Source organism: Streptomyces sp. NPDC101393 (assembly GCF_044767385.1).
GTDB lineage: Bacteria > Actinomycetota > Actinomycetes > Streptomycetales > Streptomycetaceae > Streptomyces.
In genome coordinates this window covers 284,971-305,982 of record NZ_JBIWNU010000009.1, presented here as the reverse complement: position 1 = coordinate 305,982, position 21,012 = coordinate 284,971, and the positions used below count along the sequence as shown (strand labels likewise).

General features: G+C 72.9%; 15 protein-coding genes. 6 read left to right on the top strand and 9 right to left on the bottom strand.

The window, feature by feature from the left end:
- Positions 1 to 36: 36 nt before the first annotated feature.
- On the top strand, positions 37 to 2,196 hold the full coding sequence (locus ACIRQ7_RS28515; protein WP_404265503.1) for an SUKH-4 family immunity protein: 2,160 nt from the start codon (positions 37 to 39) through the stop codon (positions 2,194 to 2,196).
- Between the two features lie 407 nt (positions 2,197 to 2,603).
- The gene (locus tag ACIRQ7_RS28510; RefSeq protein WP_404265502.1) at positions 2,604 to 4,922 is read left to right on the top strand and encodes an SUKH-4 family immunity protein; all 2,319 of its coding nucleotides are present in this window, start codon (positions 2,604 to 2,606) and stop codon (positions 4,920 to 4,922) included.
- A 56-nt stretch (positions 4,923 to 4,978) separates the two neighbouring features.
- On the opposite strand, the gene speB is transcribed toward ACIRQ7_RS28510, so the two are convergent.
- The 6 genes from speB to ACIRQ7_RS28480 all read right to left on the bottom strand — a co-directional run bounded on the left by speB (position 4,979) and on the right by ACIRQ7_RS28480 (position 12,101).
- Complete coding sequence (speB, locus tag ACIRQ7_RS28505) at positions 4,979 to 5,947, bottom strand: agmatinase (protein WP_404265501.1); 969 nt, start codon at positions 5,945 to 5,947, stop codon at positions 4,979 to 4,981.
- A gap of 128 nt (positions 5,948 to 6,075) precedes the next feature.
- Complete coding sequence (locus ACIRQ7_RS28500; protein WP_404265500.1) at positions 6,076 to 6,576, bottom strand: CU044_2847 family protein; 501 nt, start codon at positions 6,574 to 6,576, stop codon at positions 6,076 to 6,078.
- The gene (locus tag ACIRQ7_RS28495) at positions 6,573 to 8,609 is read right to left on the bottom strand and encodes an SUMF1/EgtB/PvdO family nonheme iron enzyme (protein ID WP_404265499.1); all 2,037 of its coding nucleotides are present in this window, start codon (positions 8,607 to 8,609) and stop codon (positions 6,573 to 6,575) included. Before ACIRQ7_RS28495 ends, ACIRQ7_RS28500 begins: the two co-directional genes overlap by 4 nt.
- A 188-nt stretch (positions 8,610 to 8,797) precedes the next feature.
- Positions 8,798 to 9,703, bottom strand: coding sequence for an Ig domain-containing protein (locus ACIRQ7_RS28490; RefSeq protein WP_404265498.1), 906 nt, complete (start codon positions 9,701 to 9,703; stop codon positions 8,798 to 8,800).
- Complete coding sequence (locus ACIRQ7_RS28485; RefSeq protein WP_404265497.1) at positions 9,703 to 10,851, bottom strand: hypothetical protein; 1,149 nt, start codon at positions 10,849 to 10,851, stop codon at positions 9,703 to 9,705. The genes ACIRQ7_RS28490 and ACIRQ7_RS28485 overlap by 1 nt, the downstream gene beginning before the upstream one ends.
- Before the next feature lie 197 nt (positions 10,852 to 11,048).
- Positions 11,049 to 12,101, bottom strand: a complete 1,053-nt coding sequence (locus ACIRQ7_RS28480; RefSeq protein ID WP_404265496.1) for a trypsin-like peptidase domain-containing protein — start codon at positions 12,099 to 12,101, stop codon at positions 11,049 to 11,051.
- Positions 12,102 to 12,432: 331 nt separating this feature from the next.
- On the opposite strand from ACIRQ7_RS28480, the gene ACIRQ7_RS28475 reads away from it, so the two are divergent.
- Positions 12,433 to 13,230, top strand: a complete 798-nt coding sequence (locus tag ACIRQ7_RS28475) for a phosphatase (RefSeq protein ID WP_404265495.1) — start codon at positions 12,433 to 12,435, stop codon at positions 13,228 to 13,230.
- Positions 13,231 to 13,423: 193 nt separating this feature from the next.
- Here the strand turns inward: ACIRQ7_RS28475 and ACIRQ7_RS28470 are convergent, their stop codons facing one another.
- From ACIRQ7_RS28470 to ACIRQ7_RS28460, 3 genes are all read right to left on the bottom strand, one after another.
- Positions 13,424 to 14,320, bottom strand: a complete 897-nt coding sequence (locus tag ACIRQ7_RS28470) for an acyl-CoA thioesterase (RefSeq protein ID WP_401469920.1) — start codon at positions 14,318 to 14,320, stop codon at positions 13,424 to 13,426.
- A gap of 33 nt (positions 14,321 to 14,353) precedes the next feature.
- Entirely contained in the window at positions 14,354 to 15,511 is a 1,158-nt protein-coding gene (locus ACIRQ7_RS28465; protein WP_404265494.1) for an acyl-CoA dehydrogenase family protein, read from the bottom strand.
- 136 nt (positions 15,512 to 15,647) lie between these two features.
- On the bottom strand, positions 15,648 to 16,262 hold the full coding sequence (locus tag ACIRQ7_RS28460; protein WP_401469914.1) for a TetR/AcrR family transcriptional regulator: 615 nt from the start codon (positions 16,260 to 16,262) through the stop codon (positions 15,648 to 15,650).
- A gap of 132 nt (positions 16,263 to 16,394) precedes the next feature.
- Here ACIRQ7_RS28460 and ACIRQ7_RS28455 point away from each other — a divergent pair, with 132 nt between their 5' ends.
- From ACIRQ7_RS28455 to ACIRQ7_RS28445, 3 genes are read left to right on the top strand one after another with little or no spacing between them, the layout of a single operon-like run.
- Positions 16,395 to 18,011, top strand: a complete 1,617-nt coding sequence (locus ACIRQ7_RS28455) for a carboxyl transferase domain-containing protein (RefSeq protein ID WP_401469911.1) — start codon at positions 16,395 to 16,397, stop codon at positions 18,009 to 18,011.
- Between the two features lie 50 nt (positions 18,012 to 18,061).
- Complete coding sequence (locus tag ACIRQ7_RS28450; RefSeq protein WP_404265493.1) at positions 18,062 to 20,071, top strand: acetyl-CoA carboxylase biotin carboxylase subunit; 2,010 nt, start codon at positions 18,062 to 18,064, stop codon at positions 20,069 to 20,071.
- Positions 20,068 to 21,009 carry a hydroxymethylglutaryl-CoA lyase gene (locus ACIRQ7_RS28445; protein ID WP_404265492.1) on the top strand — a complete coding sequence of 314 codons (942 nt, stop codon included), beginning with the start codon at positions 20,068 to 20,070 and terminating at the stop codon, positions 21,007 to 21,009. Before ACIRQ7_RS28450 ends, ACIRQ7_RS28445 begins: the two co-directional genes overlap by 4 nt.
- Positions 21,010 to 21,012: the final 3 nt, after the last annotated feature.

Below are 21,012 nucleotides of genomic sequence, written 5' to 3'. Positions count from 1 at the left end.
GGAACAATGACGCAATCGCGATACCCCTATGAGCACATGACGTCGGAGCAGGCGGTCGCCCGCATCCTGGAGTGGTGGCGGGATGACACCGATGACCGTCTCGTAGCGGAGGTCGTCGGCGCTCCCGGCTCCGGGCGCAGTGATGTCCTCGCTCAGGTACGGGACGCGGAGCCCGATGTCTATTGGGTGGACGCGACGGATTTGACGGCGGAGGACATCCTCGAACAGCTCGTGACGGAGGCGGGAGAGGATCTGGATTCCCTGTGGCGGCGCGCCGACTGGGACGAGGCATTGGAGGATGCGGATTTCGGTGACCGTCTGATCGTCCTGTGCAACGCCCACCGGGCCGGCCGTACCCGCACGTCCGCGCAACCAAGGCGGGTGGTACGGGATTTGGTGAGTGACCTCTCCGTCAAGATCGACGCCAAGGTGGTCGTCGAGGCCGACCCGGGCGAACACTGGCTCCGCGACCGACTGGCACTGCACATCACGCCCGAGGCGCACGAGGAGGGCGGTACCGGAGCAGCAGCGGGTGAGGCCGGCTCGACGGATCCGGTCGTGACGGCCCTCGCGCTGGCCGAGGTGCGCAAGGTCCCTCTCGCCATGTGGGTCGAGCTCGCGCGGGGGTTCGGGCTGCCGCAGAGGGACGAGGACACGCTGGCGGCGCTGGCGGCGGACGTACCCGCGACACTGGAGGTGGCGGACGGTCTCGTGTCATTCCGCGACGAGCGGGTGGCGGAGGCGCTGCGTCGGTCCGTGGATCCTTCGCGCGGTCGCGCCACCCACCTTCACCTGGTGCACCATCTCCTTTCCTGGAGCACCACCTCGCGGCACCCGCGGGGATGGGCGCAGTCGGGCGCCACAGGCCGGTACGCCGCCCTTGGCCTGGCCATGCACGCCGTGCACGCGGGAACATTCGACGAAGTACAGCGAAACGGCAGCGTGGTCGCGCACCTCGATCAGGTGGCGCTGCTCGACGCGGCGCATTGCACGGGTGACACGCTGATCGACGCGGAAAGCCCGGCCGGTGATGCCGCGCACCTGTGGATGAGCGGGGTCGATTCGCTCGACCAGGGCGAATGGGCCTCCTGGCTGCATCTGATGAGTACAGCCCGCGGGGACACTCACACCGCGTCCGCGATGGAGGACTCCGGCATTTCCCTGCCGTGGAAGGTGCGTTGGCTGAACTGGCGGCCTCCCGGCGGGACCCGTGCATCCGACATCGCCCCTGGGTCCCAAAGTCGCCCCAGTGAGGTGACATGGGAGGGGCGTAGCGCCGTTTCCGGGCAGGGAACATGGGACAAACGCTTTCGCGTGTGGGACGCAGCAACCGGCACGCTTCTCGCGGGCCCGTGGAGTGAGGAGGTGCCCGCCGCCGGCCAGTCCGAGGATCTGTGGCCCCTGGGAAGGGACAACGGCCTGACGCAGCCCCTGGTCCGGCTCACGGTGGATGACGGCATGGACCCCTCGTTCGTCGGGGGCACCGTGCCGGTCGCGGACGGCACCCTCGTCCTCGTCTACGGAATGGGCGGATTGTTTGCCATCGATCCGGCTGACCCGGCTCATTTCACGGGCCCGCGGCAGGTTTTCGGTGAGCCTTTGCTCGCCGCTTTCGGTGACACCAACGGCATGGTGCCCGGCGGATGGGACACCCCGCGCCGGGACGTCCTGGAGTCCCTCTTCGGAGCCCGAGCCGTACGCCGCGTACAGGACGAGGAATTGCCGGCCGCCCTCACCGCACCCGATGCGCGACGCATTCTGACCGAGGTCGGCCTGCCCGCGATCACCAGCACGGAGATGGAGATCATCGCGGTTGACGACGGCCTGGCCGCTGTGTCGGTGGCGGAACTGCCGAGCCGGGAAATTCTCGGGCTCCAGCCCGCGACGGAGACCGCCTTCTATCGCGTGGGCCGGTGGGCCGGCGAGGTGATTGCACTGGACGGCGCCACCGGCAAGGTCTACAGGTTGCCCGGTACGTCTGGCGAGGATGAGAGTGCGACTCTCGTCGCGACCGGCCTGGGGCGTTTCGTCGCGATGCTGCAGCACTACATTTTCGCGCTGTGTGCGCTGACGATGGCATCGAGCGCAGGCGAACGAGACCGGATTCGCCGTACCGTCATCGGCAGGCTGGAAGAAATCGATGAGTCGGGCACGGCCTCCGGTGCATGGACAGCCGCCTTCCACGACGCCGTCTGAGGGGTGGCGGGAAAAGGCTTCTCACAGGGTCAACTCGACGTGGGTCCGGGGCAACGGCGCATGCCTCGCCCGCGTCTTGCCCAGCGCGTCCGGACGGCCCCGACCCACCCTGGTCGCCTCGCTCGACGATGCCGTCGGATCGCGAAATCGGGTCGCGAAACCTGTGAAGTGACAGACTGGGCTTGCCGGAACAGCTCATGGCAGCGTGTGCTCCCTCACCGGGACGCCGGTTCCGCGAACGATCGGAGCCGACCCGTCGTGTCGCGCCATTCCCTCGCCACCCGTCTGACCCGGTGGCTGCAGGAACCCGCCCCGCGCGGCCGCAAGGGCCCGGTCACCCTCTGCCTGTCGGGTCCGGGAAGCCGCCCGGTATCCGGGAGTGACCGCCCCGGCTCCGAGAGGAAGCAATGCCGCCGACGCCCGAACAGAGCTACCAGAACGACCAGGCCTGGGCGCAGGTCCAGGAGTGGCTGGACCTACCCGTCCGGCGCCGTAAACGGTTGAGGGTCACCGGGCAGCGTTGCTCGGGAAAGTCTGCGTTTCTGCGGGAGATCGCCGAACGGACCCCTGGCGCCGTCTTTGTGGACTGCCTGGGCCTGACCGCTGAGGAAGTGGCCGTACGGGTGTGGGGAGCGGCCGGCGCCGCTCCCGGCCCGGAGGAGCTGCTGGGTGGCCGGGCCGCGCTCCGCGCATCCTTGCGCGGCGACCACACCGTCCTGCTCGCGAACGCCCAGTGGGCCGGGCGCACGCACACCTCATCGGAGCCGCGTCTGATCGACCGGGCGCTGTCCTTCCTCATTTCGTCGGCACCCGATGCACGCATCCGGCTGGCCGTCGAAGGCGACGGTGACCGTTTGTCCCCTCCCGGGCCGGGCGACCGGGTGGTGACGCTGCCCGGTGCCCCGCACCACGGCCTCGCCGCGCCTCCCCCCGGCAGGGGCCGGCTGCATCCGCTCGGCATCCTGGCGGCAGCGGAGCTGACGGACGTCCCGGAAGAGGTCTACCGGTTGCTCCACGAAGCGGCGGCGGGCCCCTCGGGAGGGACCGGACCGGCTGACTGGGCCGGACTGCCTGACTGGGCCGCCCTGGAGAGCGAGTACTCCGGCGTGCTCACGGTGCGGCGCGAGGAGGCAGGGAGCGCGGCGTCGTCTTCGGACGCGATCCTGCTGTCCTTCCGGTCGCGCGCTCTCGCGCAGGAGTGGCGGGAGGCGTATCCGCTCGGCGAGGCGGCCCAATGCCGCGTCGTGGAAGCGCTCATGGCGGCCGGGCCGGGGCCGGTGGGCCGGTATGCGTGTCGGGCGCTGCCCGCGCATGCCGTACTCGGCGGGGTGCTGCCGGACGTCCTGCTGAAGGGCGAGGTGGTGGCCCGCCTGCGCCCCCTGGCGGTGTGGGACGCCTTGGGCTACGCCTTCCCCGACGGGGTGCCGCAGGGCGGTCCGGGGTCGCACCGTGGCTTCCTGGCGGACATCCGCGCCATCGAAGCCCGGGGCGCGGATTCGCTGACGCAGGGCGAGTGGGCGGCCTGGCTGCATCACGCCGCGGTCAGCGCCGGGCGCACGGAACTGGCGGCGCGGATCAGCGGATCCGGTGTCCGCATGCCCTGGCGGACCGTGTGGTCGCGCTGGCGCCCCGGCGGGGCCTTCGGGCCCCTGGACGGCGAGGCGGGCCGGGTCGACGAGATCACGCTGGTTCCGCATCCGGGCGCCACCGGAAAGTACGCCGTCTCGACCGCCCGGGGCGCGACGACCGCGAGGGCGACGGACCCGGACCACAAGTACGTCCGGCAGGAGTGGGATCCGGCGACGGGTGAGCGGCTGGTGGAGCCCGTCGTTGTCCCGGAGCCTCTCAACGAAGCCGACTGGATCTACGGCGACCGCGTCCCCGAGGGGGTAACGGCGACGTTCGCCGAGCAGTTCGACGGCGCATGGGACATCGAGCACGGCGATCCCGGCCCCCTCACTCCGTGCCCCCGGCCCCCGCTGTTCCTCACGCAGGGAGTGGAGATCGACGGGGTGTGGGTGCTGGCCGGGGAAGGCGGTCTGTTCGCCGTCACCGGCACCGCGGAGGCCGTTGACGGCGAACGTGCGTGGCGCGACGCGCCGTTGATCGCACCGCATGCGAAGGCGGCCGCGCCGGATCTTCCGCCGGAGGCCGCTGCCGCCGTGCGCGGCGAGGAGGGCAGCCGGGCGTGGCTGGAGGAGAGCTTCGGCGCGGGGGCCTGCCGTCCGCGCCCGGAGGGGGACATCCCGGACGGCGTGACGGACCCGCGGGCGCGGCGCTTTCTTGCCGCGGTGGGGCTGCCGGACGTCGAGGGGTTTCTGCATCTCCGGACGACCGGCGGCCTGTCCCCGGCCGGCGGGGAGTTCGGCAGCCCGGACGGCGAGACCCCCGTGCGGTACGCCGTCGGCTCCTGGATGCATGCGGAGCTGCTGCTGGACGGAACGACCGGTGAGCTGTTCCGGACCGGCCCGGGCACCGAGCCGGAGCTCGTCGGCGGGAGTCTGCCCGGCTTCTTCGTCATGGTGCGGCTCTTCGACACGTTCCGCAGAACGTTCTACCCGTCACCCGCCGACCGCCGCGACGCCCAGGCCGTCCTGGCCTCCTGGTGTGCGCGCATCGACCCGGTGGCCTCCGGCAGCGAGACATGGGACACCGTCCTGGGCGGCACCGAGTTCGAGGACGGCACCTGGGACCTCGTCTCCCGCAACGGCCGGCCCCCGCTGTGAGATGACCGCCCCGAGCCCCCACGGCCGTCGGCGCGGCGGCGGGGGCCCGTCCGGTGTCAGCCCCGCGCCGCCGCGATCTGGCGGGCCATGATCGTCGTCAGCTCGTATGCCGTGTGGGAGGCGGCGACCGACGTGATCTCCGCGTGGTCGTAGGCGGGGGCGACCTCGACCAGGTCGGCGGAGATGAGGTTGCAGGACGCCAACCCCCGCAGGATCTCCAGCAGTTCGCGGGAGGTGAGGCCGCCGGCCTCGGGGGTGCCGGTGCCGGGGGCGTGGGCCGGGTCCAGGACGTCGATGTCGATGGAGATGTAGAGCGGGCGGTCGCCGATGCGCTGGCGCAGCTGGTCGGTGACCTCGTCGACGCCGCGGCGCATGACGTCCGCGGAGGTGACGATGCCGAAGCCCATCTTCTCGTCGTCGTCGAGGTCCTTCTTGCCGTAGAGCGGGCCGCGGGTGCCGACGTGGGAGAGCGCGGAGGTGTCGAGGATGCCTTCCTCGACGGCGCGGCGGAAGGGGGTGCCGTGGGTGTATTCGGCGCCGAAGTACGTGTCCCAGGTGTCCAGGTGGGCGTCGAAGTGGAGCAGGGCGACCGGGCCGTGCTTCTTCGCCATGGAGCGCAGGAGCGGGAGGGCGATGGTGTGGTCGCCGCCGAGGGTCATCAGGCGGGCGCCGGTGTCGAGCAGCGCGTCGGCGGACGCCTCGACGGTCTCCACGGCCTCGTCGATGTTGAACGGGTTGGCGGCGATGTCACCGGCATCCGCGACCTGGGCGAGGGCGAACGGGGACGCGTCCTGGGCCGGGTTGTACGGGCGCAGCAGCCGGGACGCCTCGCGGATGGCGTTGCCGCCGAAGCGGGCGCCGGGGCGGTAGGAGACGCCGGTGTCGAAGGGGACTCCGACGACGGCCACATCGGCCCGGGTCACCTCGTCGAGGCGCGGCAGCCGCGCGAAGGTCGCCGGACCGGCGTAGCGCGGGATACGGGAGGAGTCGACGGGGCCCACGGGCTCACTGGATGCGGTGGTCATGACGCTGAGGGTAGGGACAGCGGCCGCATCCGCCCATGGACATTTCTGTGTGGGGGCGTGATGGCGTTCGACACTTTGGCCAGGGCGTCTGAGGTGGGGTGGGGTGGCCGGGGTGGGTGTAGCGGAGGTCAGCCATCCGTCGGGGCGGGGGGCGGGCCCTCGTCCGTCGCCGGGCCGGCACCGCCTCCTTGCCCGTCGCCTGCGCCGTCGCCTTCGTCCTCCGCTGCTTCCTCTCCCGCGGGCTCCCCCTCGCCCCGGCGCCGGCGCTCGCGTGCACGCTCGCGCTCGCCGTGCCCGCGGTGCCCGGGGTGGCCGCCGGACCAGGTGACCGTGACCTGGAGGTGCCCTTCCACGCCGGTCTTGGTGATCACCGCGCCCGCCTCGGCGGTGAGCCGTACGCCGAACTGGATCTGCACCTCGTCCGGGCGCTGGGCGAGCGTGCTGAAGCTGCGCAGTGCGGCATCGGCCGCGTCGCGGACGCCGTCCAGCGCGCGGTTGAAGGTCGACGTGCCGGTGGCGATCGCGCCGTCGCCGCGGGAGGCGCCCACCATGCCCGCTTCGTCCGCGCGGGCCTCCACCGTCACCTCCCCGCCGCCGTCCAGCGGGAAGCGGAGCAGCTCGTCGGTCATCGTGGCCGATACCTTTCAGGGTCGGGTCCGGGATACGGGTCCGGGCCGGAGTACGGGGTGGGGTCCGGGTACGGGCGGGGGCCCGGGTACGGCGTGGGGTCCGGGTACGGCGTGGGGTCGGGGTACTGCCGGACGAGGCGGAGGTCCGGCGCGTACGGTGCCGGCGGCGCCGGCGGCTCGCGCGGCGCGGAGGGCTCACACGACTCGTGGCCCTCGTACGGCACGGTGTCGTGCGCGACGTCCGAGGCGCAGCGGAAGCCGATGGAGGGCGCCGCGTGGTCGACGCGGGCCTGGGACTGGTACGAGACCAGGCCGTACACCTCCAGCAGTTCGCCGGCGGCGCCGCCCCGCACCCCCCGGAAGTCGCGTACGGTGCCGGACGCCACCCACTCGTTGACGTTGCCGCTCATGTCGAGCACGCCCCAGGGGGACCGGCCCTCGGGGACGGCGCCGACCGGGGACGTGGGAACGTCGCGCAGGCGTGAGCCGCCGGGCGGGCCGTAGCAGCGCGCCCGGTCGAAGGTGTTGCCCCAGGGGTACATCCGGTCGTCGTCGGGGCCGCGGGCGGCCTTCTCCCATTCGAGCGGGGTGGGCAGCCGTTTGCCGCTCCACAGGGCGTAGCAGAGCGCGTCGCGCCAGCTCACGGAGGTGACCGGGTGGTCGGGGGCCTCGGCCAAGACCTCCTTGAAGCCGTTCGGTTCGGGGTAGTTCACGGCTTCGGTGAAGGCCGCGTACTGCGCGTTGGTGACGGGCGTGCGGTCGATGTCGAAGACCCGGCAGAACACCTTCCGGGGGCCGCCGTCGAGGGTGAGTTGGCGTACCTGGTCGTCGTCCGGCGCCATCCGGGCGGTGATCAGGGCATGCCGGGCCTGTGAATCGCTGAGGCCGTGCAGGAAGGGGCCCGCGGAGATCCGGACCATGTCCGGATGGGGATCACGCTCCACCCGCCGTAGCAGGCCGCCCTCGCAGACCGGGCAGGTGCCCGGAGCGGAGACGCCGACGGCACCGTTCGTGCCGCCTGCCCGGCCGTCCGCCCTGCCTGCCCCGCCCGACGTACGCGCCCCCGCACCCGGTGCGATGAAGCCGCACCCCTCGCAGAACGGCCGGTACAGGTCCTGTTCCGCCAGGGTGGCGGCCATGTCGTCGTGCAGCAGGGTGCCGGCGATGGCCTGAGCGGTGGGGCGGTCCTCGGGGCGTGGGGCGAGCATCGATACGACGATGTGCGCGAGGCCCTCCGGGACGTCCGGGCAGCGTTCGGCCAACTCCCGTCGCAGGACGGAGGGTTCGCCGACCGGCCACTGGCCGCCGGTGAGGCGCCCGGTGAGGCACTGGTGGAAGACCATGCCGAGGGCGTAGACGTCGTCCGACGGGGCGGCCAGGTCCATCCGCTCGAAGCGCTGCGGGGAGAGGTATTCGATGCGGGTGCTGGCATCCGAGAGGTCGCCGGCGCCGCTGAGGCCCCAGTCGATGAGGCGTACCTCGTTCGCGCTGGTCAGCAGGATGTTGCTGGGCTTGATGTCGCGGTGGCAGACCGACGCGGCATGGGCGTGCGCGAGCGCCGCGGCGACGCCGCCGCACACCAGGGCCGACTGGCTGAGCGACAGCCTCCCGGCGGCGAGGAGGTCGGTGAGCGCGGGCCCGTCGACGTAGTCCATGAAGAGCGCAGGCCCCAGGGACACCCGCACCACACCGTCCCCGGCCTGCTGGTCCCGATGGTCCGGCCCGGTCTCCTCGGTCTGTTCGAGAGCCGGCATGGCCAGGACGGGGCGGGCGGTGCACGGCGCCTGGCCGAGGCGGGCCACCGCGACCTCGCACTCATGGAGAAATGCCTGTTCGGCCGCGCTGCCCAGCCGTTCGCGCACCTCACCGCGGATCCGCTTCACCGCGAGCCGCTCGCCGTACCGTCCCTCGACGATGGCCACCTCGGAGAACCCGCCGCGGCGCACCTCGCGCACTTCGTGGCCGGTGCTCAGCCGCGCCCCTGCCCGCAACTGCGCGTGCGGGCCCGCCTGATCGCCCGACTGGCCGCCCATCTCCCGCTCCCGTCCCGGCCCGTCGCCGCGCCGACCCGCGTAACCATCCTCAACTCCCGTGCTAGCGCCCATTGTTCACCGGGGCGCCGCGGCGCGGAGCCACACCGGCAATGCCGGGCCACACCGGCGAAGCGGATTCCCGCCCGGCCACCGGCCCGTCCGCTCCGTGCCGTCCCGCTCCGTTTCGCTCACCGTCGCAGCACCCCCGGCACCGTCGGCGTCACCATCGACGGACGGCCGAAGAACAGCAGCTTCAGCAGTTGCAGGATCACCAGGGCGCCGATGCCGGCCAGGGCGAGCAGGTACCAGGGCGCGTCCCACAGGCCGTCGTCCTTCTCCGGGTGCACCTGGCCGACCACCAGCCGCACCTGCTGGCGGGCCTGGAGGCCGGTGGAGTCCTCGACACGTACGGCGAAGTCGAAGGTGCCTTCCTTGGTGGGCCTGCCGGTCAGCTCGCCACCACCGGAGAGCTTCATGCCGGCCGGAAGGGCTTCGGCGGGCGCCCAGGTGTACGGGCCGCTGCCCGACTCCGCGGCGAAGCGGTGCGCGGGATAGTCCTCATCCTTCTTGCCCACGGGCACCGCGACGGTCTTGGAGATCACCCGCAGGTGCGGCCGCTCGGCGCCCTCGTCGGCGGCCCTGCGGACCGTCAACGACAGGGTGCGTTCGGCTCGTCGCCCCTGGGAGTCCTCCACCCGGACGGTGGTGCGGAGGGTGCCGGGCGCGCCGGTGGGCTGCTCGGCCTCGCCGGTGAGGACGCCGCCCTCGGTCAGCCTCAGCCCTTTGGGGAGGTCACCCGACGTGCGCTCCCAGCGGTAGGGAGCGACGCCGCCGACGGCAGCCAGCGTCAGTTCGTAGGGGGTGCCGGCCAACGCGTCCGGGGCCTTGGCGGTGGCGACTTCGACCGCGGGCGGTATGGCGGCCTGGCTCTCGCCGGCCGGATTGTGGGCGCTGACGAGGCTGAGCAGCACGGCCAGGAACATCAAGGTGGCGATGATGATGAGCAGCAGGTCGATGAAGCGCAGCTCCACCGGCGCGCCGTCGCCGCCGCCGCGCCGTCCGGCGAATCCGCCGGCTCCCCCGAAGCCGCGCATCACAGCCCTCCGTCACCGGGGCCGCCGGGCAGGCCGCCGGACCGCGGGCCCTGGCCGGGCACCCGGCCTCCGGGGCGCATCGGCATCAGGACCATCTCGCGGTCCAGCCCCTCGTTGATGGCGGCCAGTTGGGAGCCGATGACGTCGAGCCGGCGGACGACGTCCTCGGCGCGGTCGGGCTTGGCGGTGTTCAGTTCGAGGCGGGCCTTGGCGGCCTCGGCGGTGAGCCGGGCCAGCTCGGTGTTCATCGCCCCGATCCCCTCGGTGGCGGCGCGCATGGCCGCGGTCATGGCGGCCGCGGCTTCGGCTTCGGCTGCCGTGTCGCGGTCGGCGAGCGGCGAGCGGTTCGCCGGCGCGGTGTGCTCCGCCAGCCGGCCGAGGACCAGCTCGTCGAGTTCGAGCAGCAGCCGCTCCTCGCGGGTGTGCACGAAGGTGACCAGCAGATGGCAGACGACGCTGCTGCCGAGGGCGAACAGCGTGATGCCGAAGGCCTGGGCCAGCGGTCTGATCACGTCGGAGACCAGCACGCCGCTCAGCTGGGCGTAGGAGGAGGTGCCCTGCATGGCGCCGCTCAGGCCGCGGATCGACGTCGACATCTCGGCCGCGGTGCCGATGAATCCGAGTGCGGGCAGCGCCCAGACCAGCGCGCGGATGACGGAGTACGGGGTCTCGGCGCGCGCCCCGCGGACCGCGGAGCGGCCGGCCAGCAGCGATTCGGCCTGCGCCGGGTCGGGCGGGCCGCCGACACGGGCCCGCAGGGACTGCCGGGCCCGCGTCCGGGCCGCCGCGTCGAGCGAGGCGTCCGGCAGCGGGTGGGTCACGCCGCTCAGGAAATCCCGGGTCTGCTCCATCGTCCGGAACACCTCGGTCCGGGCGCTGCGCGGAGTGGTGTGGCGTGAGCGCGTCCCCTTCTCGACGGCGAGGGCGCCCGCTTCCCGGCCGTTGCGGACGGCCAGCGACGCCAGCATCAGCAGCACCCAGCCGTTGAGCGCGAGCACCGCGGTGGCGAGGAGTTGAGAGGCGCCACCGTGCTCGATGAGACGGTGCAGGGGCGGCACGATCGCGGTGGCGCCCGAGGCGACCAGGAGCACGGCGAAGACCACCCCCGCCACTCCGCACCAGATGAATGCCGATCGCAGTTTTGCCATCTTCCCCGCCTCCCCTGTGCGGCGCGCAAGCCACCGCAGCGACGTCCCGTCACCGTCGATGACGAGTTGATCACGGTGCGGGGTTCCCCAAGTCACCCGTACGAGGTGGATTCAGGGGCGGCCAGGGGAGATTCGGGCGGGGTTGAGGTGACATGCGCCGTCGGCGCGCCCCGGTGGCGGCGGGTGCGTTTCGTGCCTCACCGCATCGTGTGGCGGTCGTCGACGAACTCCAACTCCCAGTAGCCGAGCGTCCTTCGGGGCGCCGCGTCCGCAGCCCGGTCGGGCGCGGCGGCGACGGCGGAGAGGACGGCGCGGATGGCCACCCGGTCGCCGTGATGGAGCCGCAGCTGCCCCTCTTCGGGGACCTGCCGCAGGCCGTCGTCGCCGCGGTGCCGGACGAACGTGGTCACCTGCGGCACCGGGCTCTCCACGTACCAATGGCCGAATTCGCAGGCCAGCCGGCAGTGCCAGCGGCTGACGACATGCGGCGGCCGGGAGGCGAGCAGGATGTCCGGCTCGGCGGGGGTGCCGTCGCCTCGGCCGACCCAGAATTCGTGGCGCCCGGGGCCCCTGGTGGGCAGCGGGATCATCCGCGGCGGCCCGCCGTGCGGATCGTGCACCCACAGGCGTACCGGGTACGGGTCGGCCAGCTCCGGCCAGTACCGGCGGAGTTCGTCGACGGGGACGGCGTAGGCGGTGCGCAGTGCCGGCCGGCGGTCGACGGCGGTGACCATGCCGATGACGGCCTGGAGGTCCTCGTCCCATACGGGCGAGCCGCTGAAGCCGCGGGCCGGCGGATGGCCTTCGGGGCCGGTGGCGGCGAACTGGAGCAGACCGCCCGCGGTGTGGCCAGCGAGCCGCCCGCCGGACCACACCCCGTCGGGGTGGCCGTCTGGGAAGCCGTACGCGCCGAGGGTGTGGCCGACCGGTGCGGGGCGCTCCGCGAACGGTGCGGGCTCGGCGCCGTGCGGGACGCGTTCGGGCCGCAGCACGGCGATGTCGTCCCGGGCGCCGGCCTCGGCCCCTTCGCGGGCGAGGACGAGCCGGGCGGGGATGGCGCTGCCGCGTTCCAGGAACGGGAAGTCGGCCAGCACACCGCCCCTGCCGTCCGCCCCCGCGCACTGCCGGACGACATGTGCGCAGGTCAGCACGGTGCCGTTGGCGCAGAGAATGCCGCCTCCGGTGACCGTGCCGCCTCGCGCGGCCCTGATACGCACCTGCCACGGCGGCTTCGCTGCCTTGCGGCCCACCGGTCGGCCCCCCTCTGCGCCGTACGGATCATCCGCGGGTCGCCGGTTCCTCCGCGGGCTGCGGCATCACCGGCGGGCCGGCGCGGCCATGGCGGGCGCCCGGTCCGCGGGATTCACCGGCGATCGTAGGTCCTCCCCGGCCGCCGCACGCCCGTTCCTCCCCGGCCGCCGCAGGCCCGGTCCGCGCCCCGCGGCCGTTCCGGTCCGCGCCCTCGCTGCCGTGCCCGCCCGCGCCGCACGCGGGCCCGCCTCGCCGTCAGGACCGCTCCTGGAGGTGTCCGCGCTCCGGAACTCCGGCGCCCCGGGGGATCCGGGCGGGCACAATGGCGCTATGCCGATAGCCTCTGCACCCGCAGCCCCCACGCGCGCCGAACTCGTCGACCACCTCGTGCGGACCCGGATCGCCGGTGACGTCGCCACCCCTCGCGAGAACAATCTCTCCCACTACCGCAAGCTCGCCAACGGTGACCGCCACTACTGGCTCGGCCTGGAGCTCGGCGACCGGTGGTCGGACGAGCAGGACGTGCTCGCGGTGATGGCCGAGCGCTGCGGCGTCAACGACGATCCGCACCACCGTCAGGGCCAGGACACCATCGACCCCGAGCTGACCGTGGACGCCCTGGAGCGTGCGGCGGGGGTGCTGCGCAAGGCCGCCGCCGACCGGCAGCGGGTGCTCTTCGCGACCGGCCACCCGGGCGGGCTGCTGGATGTGCACCGCGCCACCGCGGACGCGCTGCGCGCCAAGGGCTGCGAGATCGTGGTGATCCCCGAGGGGCTCCGGGCGGACGACGGCATGGTCTTCCAGTTCGCCGATGTCGCGATGCTGGAGCGCGGGGCGACGCTGTGGCACACCCACTCCCCCGAGCCGATGGCCGCGATCCTGGACGGTCTGGCGCGCGAGGGGCGGCCGCTGCCGGAGCTGGTGATGGCTGACCACGGCTGGGCCGGCTGCGCGGGCCAACGGGGCATCGAAGCGGTGGGATTCGCCGACTGCAACGACCCGGCGCTGTTCCTGGGCGAGGCCGAGGGCACCCTCCAGGTGACCATCCCGCTGGACGACCACGTCCTGAGCCCGCGCCACTACGACCCGCTGACCGCCTACCTGCTCGACGCCGCCGGCCTGGCCTGACGGAGCCGGCCGCCCGCGCAGGCCCCGGCGCCCCCGCAGGCCCGCCGGTCAGGCCCGGTCAGGCCGCCCCGCCTCGCCCGCGCCGGCCCGAGCCCGGGGCCGGGCCGCGCAAGGCCTCACGGAGAGTCGGGAGCCGCGTGCGCAGCGGTCGTCCGGCGCCTCGCGGGCGCCTCGCGGGCCCCTGGCGGGTCCCTCAGCCCTCGTCGCGCGGGACCCGGATCACGCCCTCCTGGATCACCGAGACCGCCAGGTGCCCGTCGGCCGTGAAGATGCGGCCCTTGCCCAGGCCCCGGCCGCCCTGGGCGGTGGGTGACTCCTGGTCGTAGAGCAGCCAGTCGTCGGCGCGCAGCGGGCGGTGGAACCACATCGCGTGGTCGAGGCTGGCGCCGACCACGTCCCCGACCGCCCAGCCGCCCCGGCCGTGCGCGAGCAGCACCGAGTCCAGCAGGGTCATGTCGGACACGTAGGTGACCAGGCAGATGTCCAGCAGCGGCCGCTCGATGGGGGCCGGGCCGTCCAGGGTGCCGTTGGTGCGGAACCAGACCTGGGAGCGCGGCTCGCGGGGCTGCCCGACGCTGCCGAACGGCGGCTCGTCGACGTAGCGCAGATCGACCGCGGCGCGGGCCTCCAGCAGCCGCGTGGTGACGCCCGGTTCGACGAACCGGTCGGCGTAGCGGGGCAGCATCTCGGCGGCGGTGGGCAGCGTCAGCGGGTCGGGGGCCTTCGGCATGGGCTCCTGGTGTTCGAGCCCGTCCTCGTCGGCGTGGAAGGACGCCGAGAGGTGGAAGATCGGCTGGCCGTGCTGGACGGCGACCACCCGGCGGGTGGTGAAGGACCGTCCGTCGCGGATCCGGTCGACGGTGTAGACGATCGGCGCGCCGGGGTCGCCGGGCCGCAGGAAGTACGCGTGCAGGGAGTGCGGCGGCCGGTCGGCGGGGACCGTCCGGCCGGCCGCGACCAGCGCCTGGGCCGCGACCTGGCCGCCGAAGACGCGGGGCACGACCGAGGCGCGGCTCTGACCGCGGAAGATGTCCTGCTCGATCCGCTCCAGGTCGAGCAGATCGAGCAGGGACCGCAGGGCGTCGTTCACGTACGTGTGCTTTCGCTCAGGGGCGGAGGCGGCTCACAGTCCCATGGACTTGGCGATGATCGACTTCATGACCTCGCTGGTGCCGCCGTAAATGCGGTTGACGCGGTTGTCGGCGTAGAGGCGGGCGATCGGGTACTCGTTCATGTAGCCGTAACCGCCGTGCAGCTGGAGGCACTTGTCGATGACGCGGTGCGCGACCTCGGTGGTGAAGAGCTTCGCGGAGGCGGCCTCGGCCGGGGTCAGCTCGCCCGCGTCGAGGGCTTCGAGGGCGCGGTCGGCGACGGCTTCGGCGGCGTCCACCTCGGCCTGGCAGGCGGCCAGCTCGAACTTGGTGTTCTGGAAGGCGGCGACGGGCTTGCCGAAGACGGTGCGCTCCTGGACGTATTCCTTGGCGAACCGGACGGCGGCCTTGGCCTGCGCGTAGGCGCCGAAGGCGATGCCCCAGCGCTCGGAGGCGAGGTTGTGGCCCAGGTAGCCGAAGCCCTTGTTCTCCTCGCCGAGCAGGTCCTCCACCGGCACCTGCACGTCGACGAACGCCAGCTCGGCGGTGTCGGAGACCTTCAGGCCGAGCTTGTCCAGCTTGCGGCCGACGGAGTAGCCCGGCGCCTTGGTGTCCACGGCGAAGAGGGAGATGCCGAAGCGGCGGTCGTCCTCCTTCGGGGGCGCGGTGCGGGCGCAGACGATGACGCGGTCGGCGTGCACGCCGCCGGTGATGAAGGTCTTGGCGCCGTTGAGGACGTAGTGCGTTCCGTCCTCGGAGAGCTTCGCGGTGGTCTTCATGCCCGCGACGTCGGAGCCGGTGCCCGGCTCGGTCATCGCCAGCGCCCACATCTCCTCGCCGGTGACGAACTTCGGCAGGAAGCGCTTCTTCTGGTCGTCGGTGGCGAGCATCTCGATGTACGGCAGACCGAGCAGCACGTGCACGCCGGAACCGCCGAAGGACACGCCCGCGCGGGAGGTCTCCTCGTACATCACGGCCTCGAACTTGTGCGATTCGATACCGGCGCCGCCGTACTCCTCGGGGACCCGGATACCGAAGACGCCCAGCTCGCCGAGCTTGTAGTAGAAGTCGCGGGGCGCCTGGCCGGCGGCGTACCAGTCGTCGTACACGGGGACGACCTCGGCCTCTATGAAGGCCCGGATGGTCTCGCGGAACGCCTCGTGATCTTCGTTGAACACCGTACGGCGCATCGGGCCGCCCTCCTCCAGGTAGCTGACCAAGCACCGGCTAAGCGCTTGCTCAGCGAAAGCTACCGGCCGGTCAGCATGGCTGTCCAGAGGTCACGGACGCCCGCGGGTGCGAGCTGCGCCACCCCGCCGCCCCCCTTCAGGCGCCCGCCGGCTCGACCTCCGCCACCGCCCCGAAGGCCCCCAGCGCCAGCCGGTGCAGCAGCTGGGACATCTCCGTACGGCCGGGGAGGGCGCCGGGCCTGCCGAGGTGCGGGGTGGAGTTCAGCAGGCCGAAGACGGCGTGCACGCAGGCGCGGGCCTGCGCTTCGGAGGCACCGGCGTGCACCTGGCGCACGACCTCCACCCACAGCTCGACGTACTGGCGCTGCAGCTGGCGGACCCGCTTGCGGTCGGCCTCGCGCAGCCGGTCCAGCTCACGGTCGTGGACGGTGATCAGCGGGCGGTCGTCCAGCGCGAAGTCGATATGGCCGTCGATCAGCGCGTCCAGCACCGCCTCGGGGCTCTCGCCGCCCTCGGCGATCCGCATCCGGCCGCCCGCCAGCAGCCGCTCGCTGATCCCGACCAGCAGCTCGGCGAGCATCGCGTCCTTGCCGGCGAAGTGCCGGTAGAGGCCGGGGCCCGAGATGCCCACGGCCGCCCCTATCTCGTCCACGCCCACGCCGTGGAACCCGCGCTCGGCGAAGAGCCGGGCCGCCTCCTTGAGGATCTGTTCGCGGCGGCTGGTCGGGGCGGGGGCGTGCGTATTGCTCATGCCGCCAATTGTAGACAGCCGGGTTAGTGCTCGTTAACCTGGAGGAAACGAGTTAACGCCCATTAACCGCATGCCCGCCCGGCCGCCGACCGCGGCGCGCGGGCAGGCGACCGAGCAAGGGGGCTCTTACTGATGGAGCAGGCACCGGTGCTGGGGAGTACCGCCGACCCGGCGTCCGACTCCTGGCGGGCCAATGAGGCCGCGCACCGCGAGCTCACGGCACGGCTGCGCGACAAGCTCGCGGCGGCCCGGCTGGGCGGCGGCGAGAAGGCCAGGGCACGCCACACCGCACGCGGCAAGCTGCTGCCCAGGGAGCGGGTGGACGCCGTCCTGGACCCGGGATCGCCGTTCCTGGAGCTGGCCCCGCTCGCCGCCGACGGGATGTACGGCGGCGCCGCACCGGCCGCCGGGGTGATCGCCGGTATCGGCCGGGTCTCCGGCCGCGAGACGGTGATCGTCGCCAATGACGCCACGGTCAAGGGCGGCACGTACTACCCGATGACGGTCAAGAAGCATCTGCGGGCCCAGGAGATCGCCCTGGAGAACCGCCTGCCGTGCCTGTATCTCGTCGACTCCGGCGGCGCCTTCCTGCCCATGCAGGACGAGGTCTTCCCCGACCGCGAGCACTTCGGGCGGATCTTCTACAACCAGGCGCGGATGTCGGGCGCCGGCATCCCGCAGATCGCGGCGGTCCTCGGCTCCTGCACCGCCGGCGGCGCGTACGTCCCGGCGATGAGCGACGAGGCCGTCATCGTCCGCGACCAGGGCACGATCTTCCTCGGCGGGCCGCCGCTGGTGAAGGCCGCCACCGGCGAGGTCGTCACCGCCGAGGAGCTGGGCGGCGGCGAGGTGCACGCCAAGACCTCCGGCGTCACCGACCACCTCGCCGAGGACGACGCGCACGCCCTGCGGATCGTGCGCACCATCGTCGGCACCCTCGGCGACCGCGAACCGCTTCCCTGGACGGTGCGCCCGGTCGAGGAGCCCAAGGTCGACCCGGCCGGGCTCTACGGCGCGGTGCCCGCCGACTCCCGTACGCCCTACGACGTCCGCGAGGTCATCGCGCGGCTCGTCGACGGCTCGCGCTTCGCGGAGTTCAAGGCCGAATACGGCCAGACGCTGGTGACCGGCTTCGCGCACCTGCACGGCCACCCGGTCGGCATCGTCGCCAACAACGGCATCCTGTTCTCCGAATCCGCCCAGAAGGGCGCCCACTTCATCGAGCTGTGCGACCAGCGCGGCATCCCGCTGCTCTTCCTCCAGAACATCTCCGGCTTCATGGTCGGCCGGCAGTACGAGGCGGGCGGCATCGCCAAACACGGCGCGAAGATGGTGACCGCGGTCGCCTGCACCCGCGTCCCCAAGCTGACCGTCGTCATCGGCGGCTCCTACGGCGCGGGCAACTACTCCATGTGCGGCCGGGCCTACTCCCCCCGCTTCCTGTGGATGTGGCCGAACGCCAAGATCTCGGTGATGGGCGGCGAACAGGCCGCCTCCGTCCTCGCGACCGTCAAACGCGACCAGCTCGAAGCGCGCGGCGAGGAGTGGAGCGCCGCGGACGAGGACACCTTCAAGGCCCCGATCCGCGAGCAGTACGACACCCAGGGCAACGCCTACTACGCCACCGCCCGGCTGTGGGACGACGGCGTCATCGACCCGCTGGAGACCCGGCAGGTGCTGGGCCTGGCGCTGACCGCCTGTGCCAACGCGCCGCTGGGCACGCCCGGCTACGGCGTCTTCCGGATGTGAGCGCGATGCCGGACACGAGAGAGCCCTCCGAGGGAAGGCGCACAGAAGGAATGCCCACCACCATGTTCGACACCGTCCTGGTCGCCAACCGCGGCGAGATCGCCGTCCGCGTCATCCGTACGCTGCGCGAGCTCGGCATCCGCTCGGTCGCCGTCTTCAGCGACGCGGACGCCGACGCCCGCCACGTCCGTGAGGCCGACACCGCCGTGCGGATCGGGCCCGCCCCGGCCGGCGAGAGCTATCTGTCCGTCCCGCGCCTGCTGGAGGCCGCCGCACGCAGCGGCGCGCAGGCCGTGCACCCCGGCTACGGCTTCCTCGCCGAGAACGCCGGCTTCGCACGGGCCTGTGCGGACGCCGGACTGGTCTTCATCGGCCCGTCCGCCGAGGCCATCGACCTCATGGGCGACAAGATCCGCGCCAAGGAGACGGTCCGCACGGCCGGCGTCCCGGTCGTCCCCGGCTCGTCCGGCAGCGGCCTGAGCGACGACCAACTGGCCGCCGCCGCCCGCGAGATCGGCATGCCGGTGCTGCTCAAACCGTCCGCGGGCGGCGGCGGCAAGGGCATGCGGCTGGTGCGCGAGGAGGCGCTGCTCGCCGATGAGATCGCCGCCGCCCGCCGCGAGGCCCGCGGCTCCTTCGGCGACGACACGCTGCTCGTCGAGCGCTGGATCGACCGCCCGCGGCACATCGAGATCCAGATCCTGGCCGACGGCCACGGCACCGTCCTGCACCTCGGCGAGCGGGAGTGCTCGCTCCAGCGCCGCCACCAGAAGGTGATCGAGGAGGCGCCGTCGGTCCTGCTGGACGAGGCGACCCGGGCCGCGATGGGCGAGGCGGCCGTGCAGGCGGCCCGCTCCTGCGGCTACCGCGGCGCCGGCACCGTCGAGTTCATCGTCCCCGGCAAGGACCCGGCCTCGTACTACTTCATGGAGATGAACACCCGCCTCCAGGTCGAGCACCCGGTCACCGAACTGGTCACCGGCCTCGACCTGGTGGAATGGCAGCTGCGGGTGGCGGCCGGCGAGCATCTCCCCTGCGCCCAGGAGGACATCACCCTCACCGGGCACGCCATCGAGGCCCGGATCTGCGCCGAGGACCCGTCCCGCGACTTCCTGCCGACCGGCGGCACGGTCCTGGAACTGCACGAGCCCCGGGGCGGCGGGGTGCGCACCGACTCCGGCCTGTCGCAGGGCGCGGAGGTCGGCAGCCTCTACGACCCGATGCTCTCCAAGGTGATCGCCTACGGCCCGGACCGGGCGAGCGCGCTGCGCACCCTGCGCGCGGCGCTGGCCTCGACCGTCACCCTCGGCGTGACCACCAACGCCGGTTTCCTGCGGCGGCTGCTGGCGCACCCCGATGTGGTGTCCGGCGAGCTGGACACCGGCCTGGTCGAGCGGGAGGCGGCGGGGCTGCTGGACGGCTCCGTGCCGGACGAGGTGTACGCCGCGGCCGCCGCGGTCCGGCAGGCCGCCCTGGAGCGGCCGGTGGCCGACGGCGGCTGGCGCGACCCCTTCGCGGCGCCGACCGGTTTCCGGCTCGGTGGCGAGCCCGCCCCCGTCCGCCACTGGTTGCGGGTGCCGGGCCACGACCCGGTGGCGTACGACGTGCGGCCCGGAAGCACGGCGGGGCAGCTCGAAGCGGACCGCGTACGCGTCACCGTGGACGGCGTGCTGCACACCTTCCACCGCAGCGGCGACTGGCTCGGCAGGGACGGCGACTCCTGGCACGTCCAGGACCACGACCCGGTGGCGGCGACGCTGAGCGGGGCCGCCGGTGCGCACGGCGTGGACGCGCTGACCGCCCCCATGCCCGGCACCGTCACCGTCGTCAAGGTGGCCGTGGGCGATGAAGTCGCCGCAGGTCAGGGGCTGTTGGTGGTGGAGGCGATGAAGATGGAGCACGTCATCGCCGCACCGCACGCCGGGACCGTCGCCGAGCTGGACGTCACCCCGGGCACGGCCGTCGCCATGGACCAGATCCTGGCCGTCGTCACCCCCGAGGAGAGCGCCGACGGCGACAACGGGGCACGCCCCGCCGACGAGCAGGAGAAGGCATCATGACCGCAGCCGGACTGCCGATGCGGATGCCCGCCGAGGGCCTGCCCTCCCGGGTGCGCATCCACGAGGTCGGCGCGCGCGACGGCCTGCAGAACGAGAAGGCCGTCGTCCCCACGGAGATCAAGGCCGAGTTCATCCACCGGCTCGCGGACGCGGGACTGCCGGCCGTCGAGGCCACCAGTTTCGTGCACCCCAAGTGGGTGCCCCAACTCGCGGACGCCGAGCAGCTGTTCCCGCAGCTGGGCGACCTCGACCCGGATCTGCTGCCGGTCCTGGTGCCCAACGAACGCGGCCTGGACCGGGCGCTCGCGCTGGGCGCCCGCCGGATCGCGGTGTTCGGCAGCGCCACCGAGTCCTTCGCCAAGGCCAACCTCAACCGCACGGTCGACGAGGCGCTGGCGATGTTCGCGCCCGTCGTGGCGCGGGCGAAGGACGCCGGGGTGCACGTCCGCGGCTATCTCTCGATGTGCTTCGGCGACCCCTGGGAGGGTCCGGTGCCCGTCGACCAGGTGGTGCGGGTGTGCCGCGCGCTGACGGACCTGGGCTGCGACGAACTGAGCCTGGGCGACACCATCGGCGTCGCCACCCCCGGCCACGTCCAGACCCTGCTGACCTCGCTGAACGACGCGGGGGTGGCCACGTCCCGGCTCGGTGTGCACTTCCACGACACCTACGGCCAGGCCCTCGCGAACACCCTCGCCGCGCTCCGGCACGGCGTCACCACCGTCGACGCCTCGGCGGGCGGCCTCGGCGGCTGCCCGTATGCCAGGAGCGCCACCGGCAACCTCGCCACCGAAGACCTCGTGTGGATGCTGCACGGCCTCGGCATCGAGACCGGCGTCGACCTCGGCCGGCTGACCGCCACCAGCGTGTGGATGGCCGATGTCCTGGGCCGCCCGAGCCCCTCCCGCACCGTCCGCGCCCTCTCCCACAAGGAGTGACCT

What these genes read in the sequence shown, in the direction of transcription:
- ACIRQ7_RS28515 (WP_404265503.1), top strand. Translation starts at nt 37, where the DNA reads ATGACGTCGGAGCAGGCGGTCGCCCGCATCCTGGAGTGGTGGCGGGAT.
- ACIRQ7_RS28510 (WP_404265502.1), top strand. Translation starts at nt 2,604, where the DNA reads ATGCCGCCGACGCCCGAACAGAGCTACCAGAACGACCAGGCCTGGGCG.
- speB (WP_404265501.1), bottom strand. Translation starts at nt 5,947, where the DNA reads ATGACCACCGCATCCAGTGAGCCCGTGGGCCCCGTCGACTCCTCCCGT.
- ACIRQ7_RS28500 (WP_404265500.1), bottom strand. Translation starts at nt 6,576, where the DNA reads ATGACCGACGAGCTGCTCCGCTTCCCGCTGGACGGCGGCGGGGAGGTG.
- ACIRQ7_RS28495 (WP_404265499.1), bottom strand. Translation starts at nt 8,609, where the DNA reads ATGGGCGGCCAGTCGGGCGATCAGGCGGGCCCGCACGCGCAGTTGCGG.
- ACIRQ7_RS28490 (WP_404265498.1), bottom strand. Translation starts at nt 9,703, where the DNA reads ATGCGCGGCTTCGGGGGAGCCGGCGGATTCGCCGGACGGCGCGGCGGC.
- ACIRQ7_RS28485 (WP_404265497.1), bottom strand. Translation starts at nt 10,851, where the DNA reads ATGGCAAAACTGCGATCGGCATTCATCTGGTGCGGAGTGGCGGGGGTG.
- ACIRQ7_RS28475 (WP_404265495.1), top strand. Translation starts at nt 12,433, where the DNA reads ATGCCGATAGCCTCTGCACCCGCAGCCCCCACGCGCGCCGAACTCGTC.
- ACIRQ7_RS28465 (WP_404265494.1), bottom strand. Translation starts at nt 15,511, where the DNA reads ATGCGCCGTACGGTGTTCAACGAAGATCACGAGGCGTTCCGCGAGACC.
- ACIRQ7_RS28460 (WP_401469914.1), bottom strand. Translation starts at nt 16,262, where the DNA reads ATGAGCAATACGCACGCCCCCGCCCCGACCAGCCGCCGCGAACAGATC.
- ACIRQ7_RS28455 (WP_401469911.1), top strand. Translation starts at nt 16,395, where the DNA reads ATGGAGCAGGCACCGGTGCTGGGGAGTACCGCCGACCCGGCGTCCGAC.
- ACIRQ7_RS28450 (WP_404265493.1), top strand. Translation starts at nt 18,062, where the DNA reads ATGCCCACCACCATGTTCGACACCGTCCTGGTCGCCAACCGCGGCGAG.
- ACIRQ7_RS28445 (WP_404265492.1), top strand. Translation starts at nt 20,068, where the DNA reads ATGACCGCAGCCGGACTGCCGATGCGGATGCCCGCCGAGGGCCTGCCC.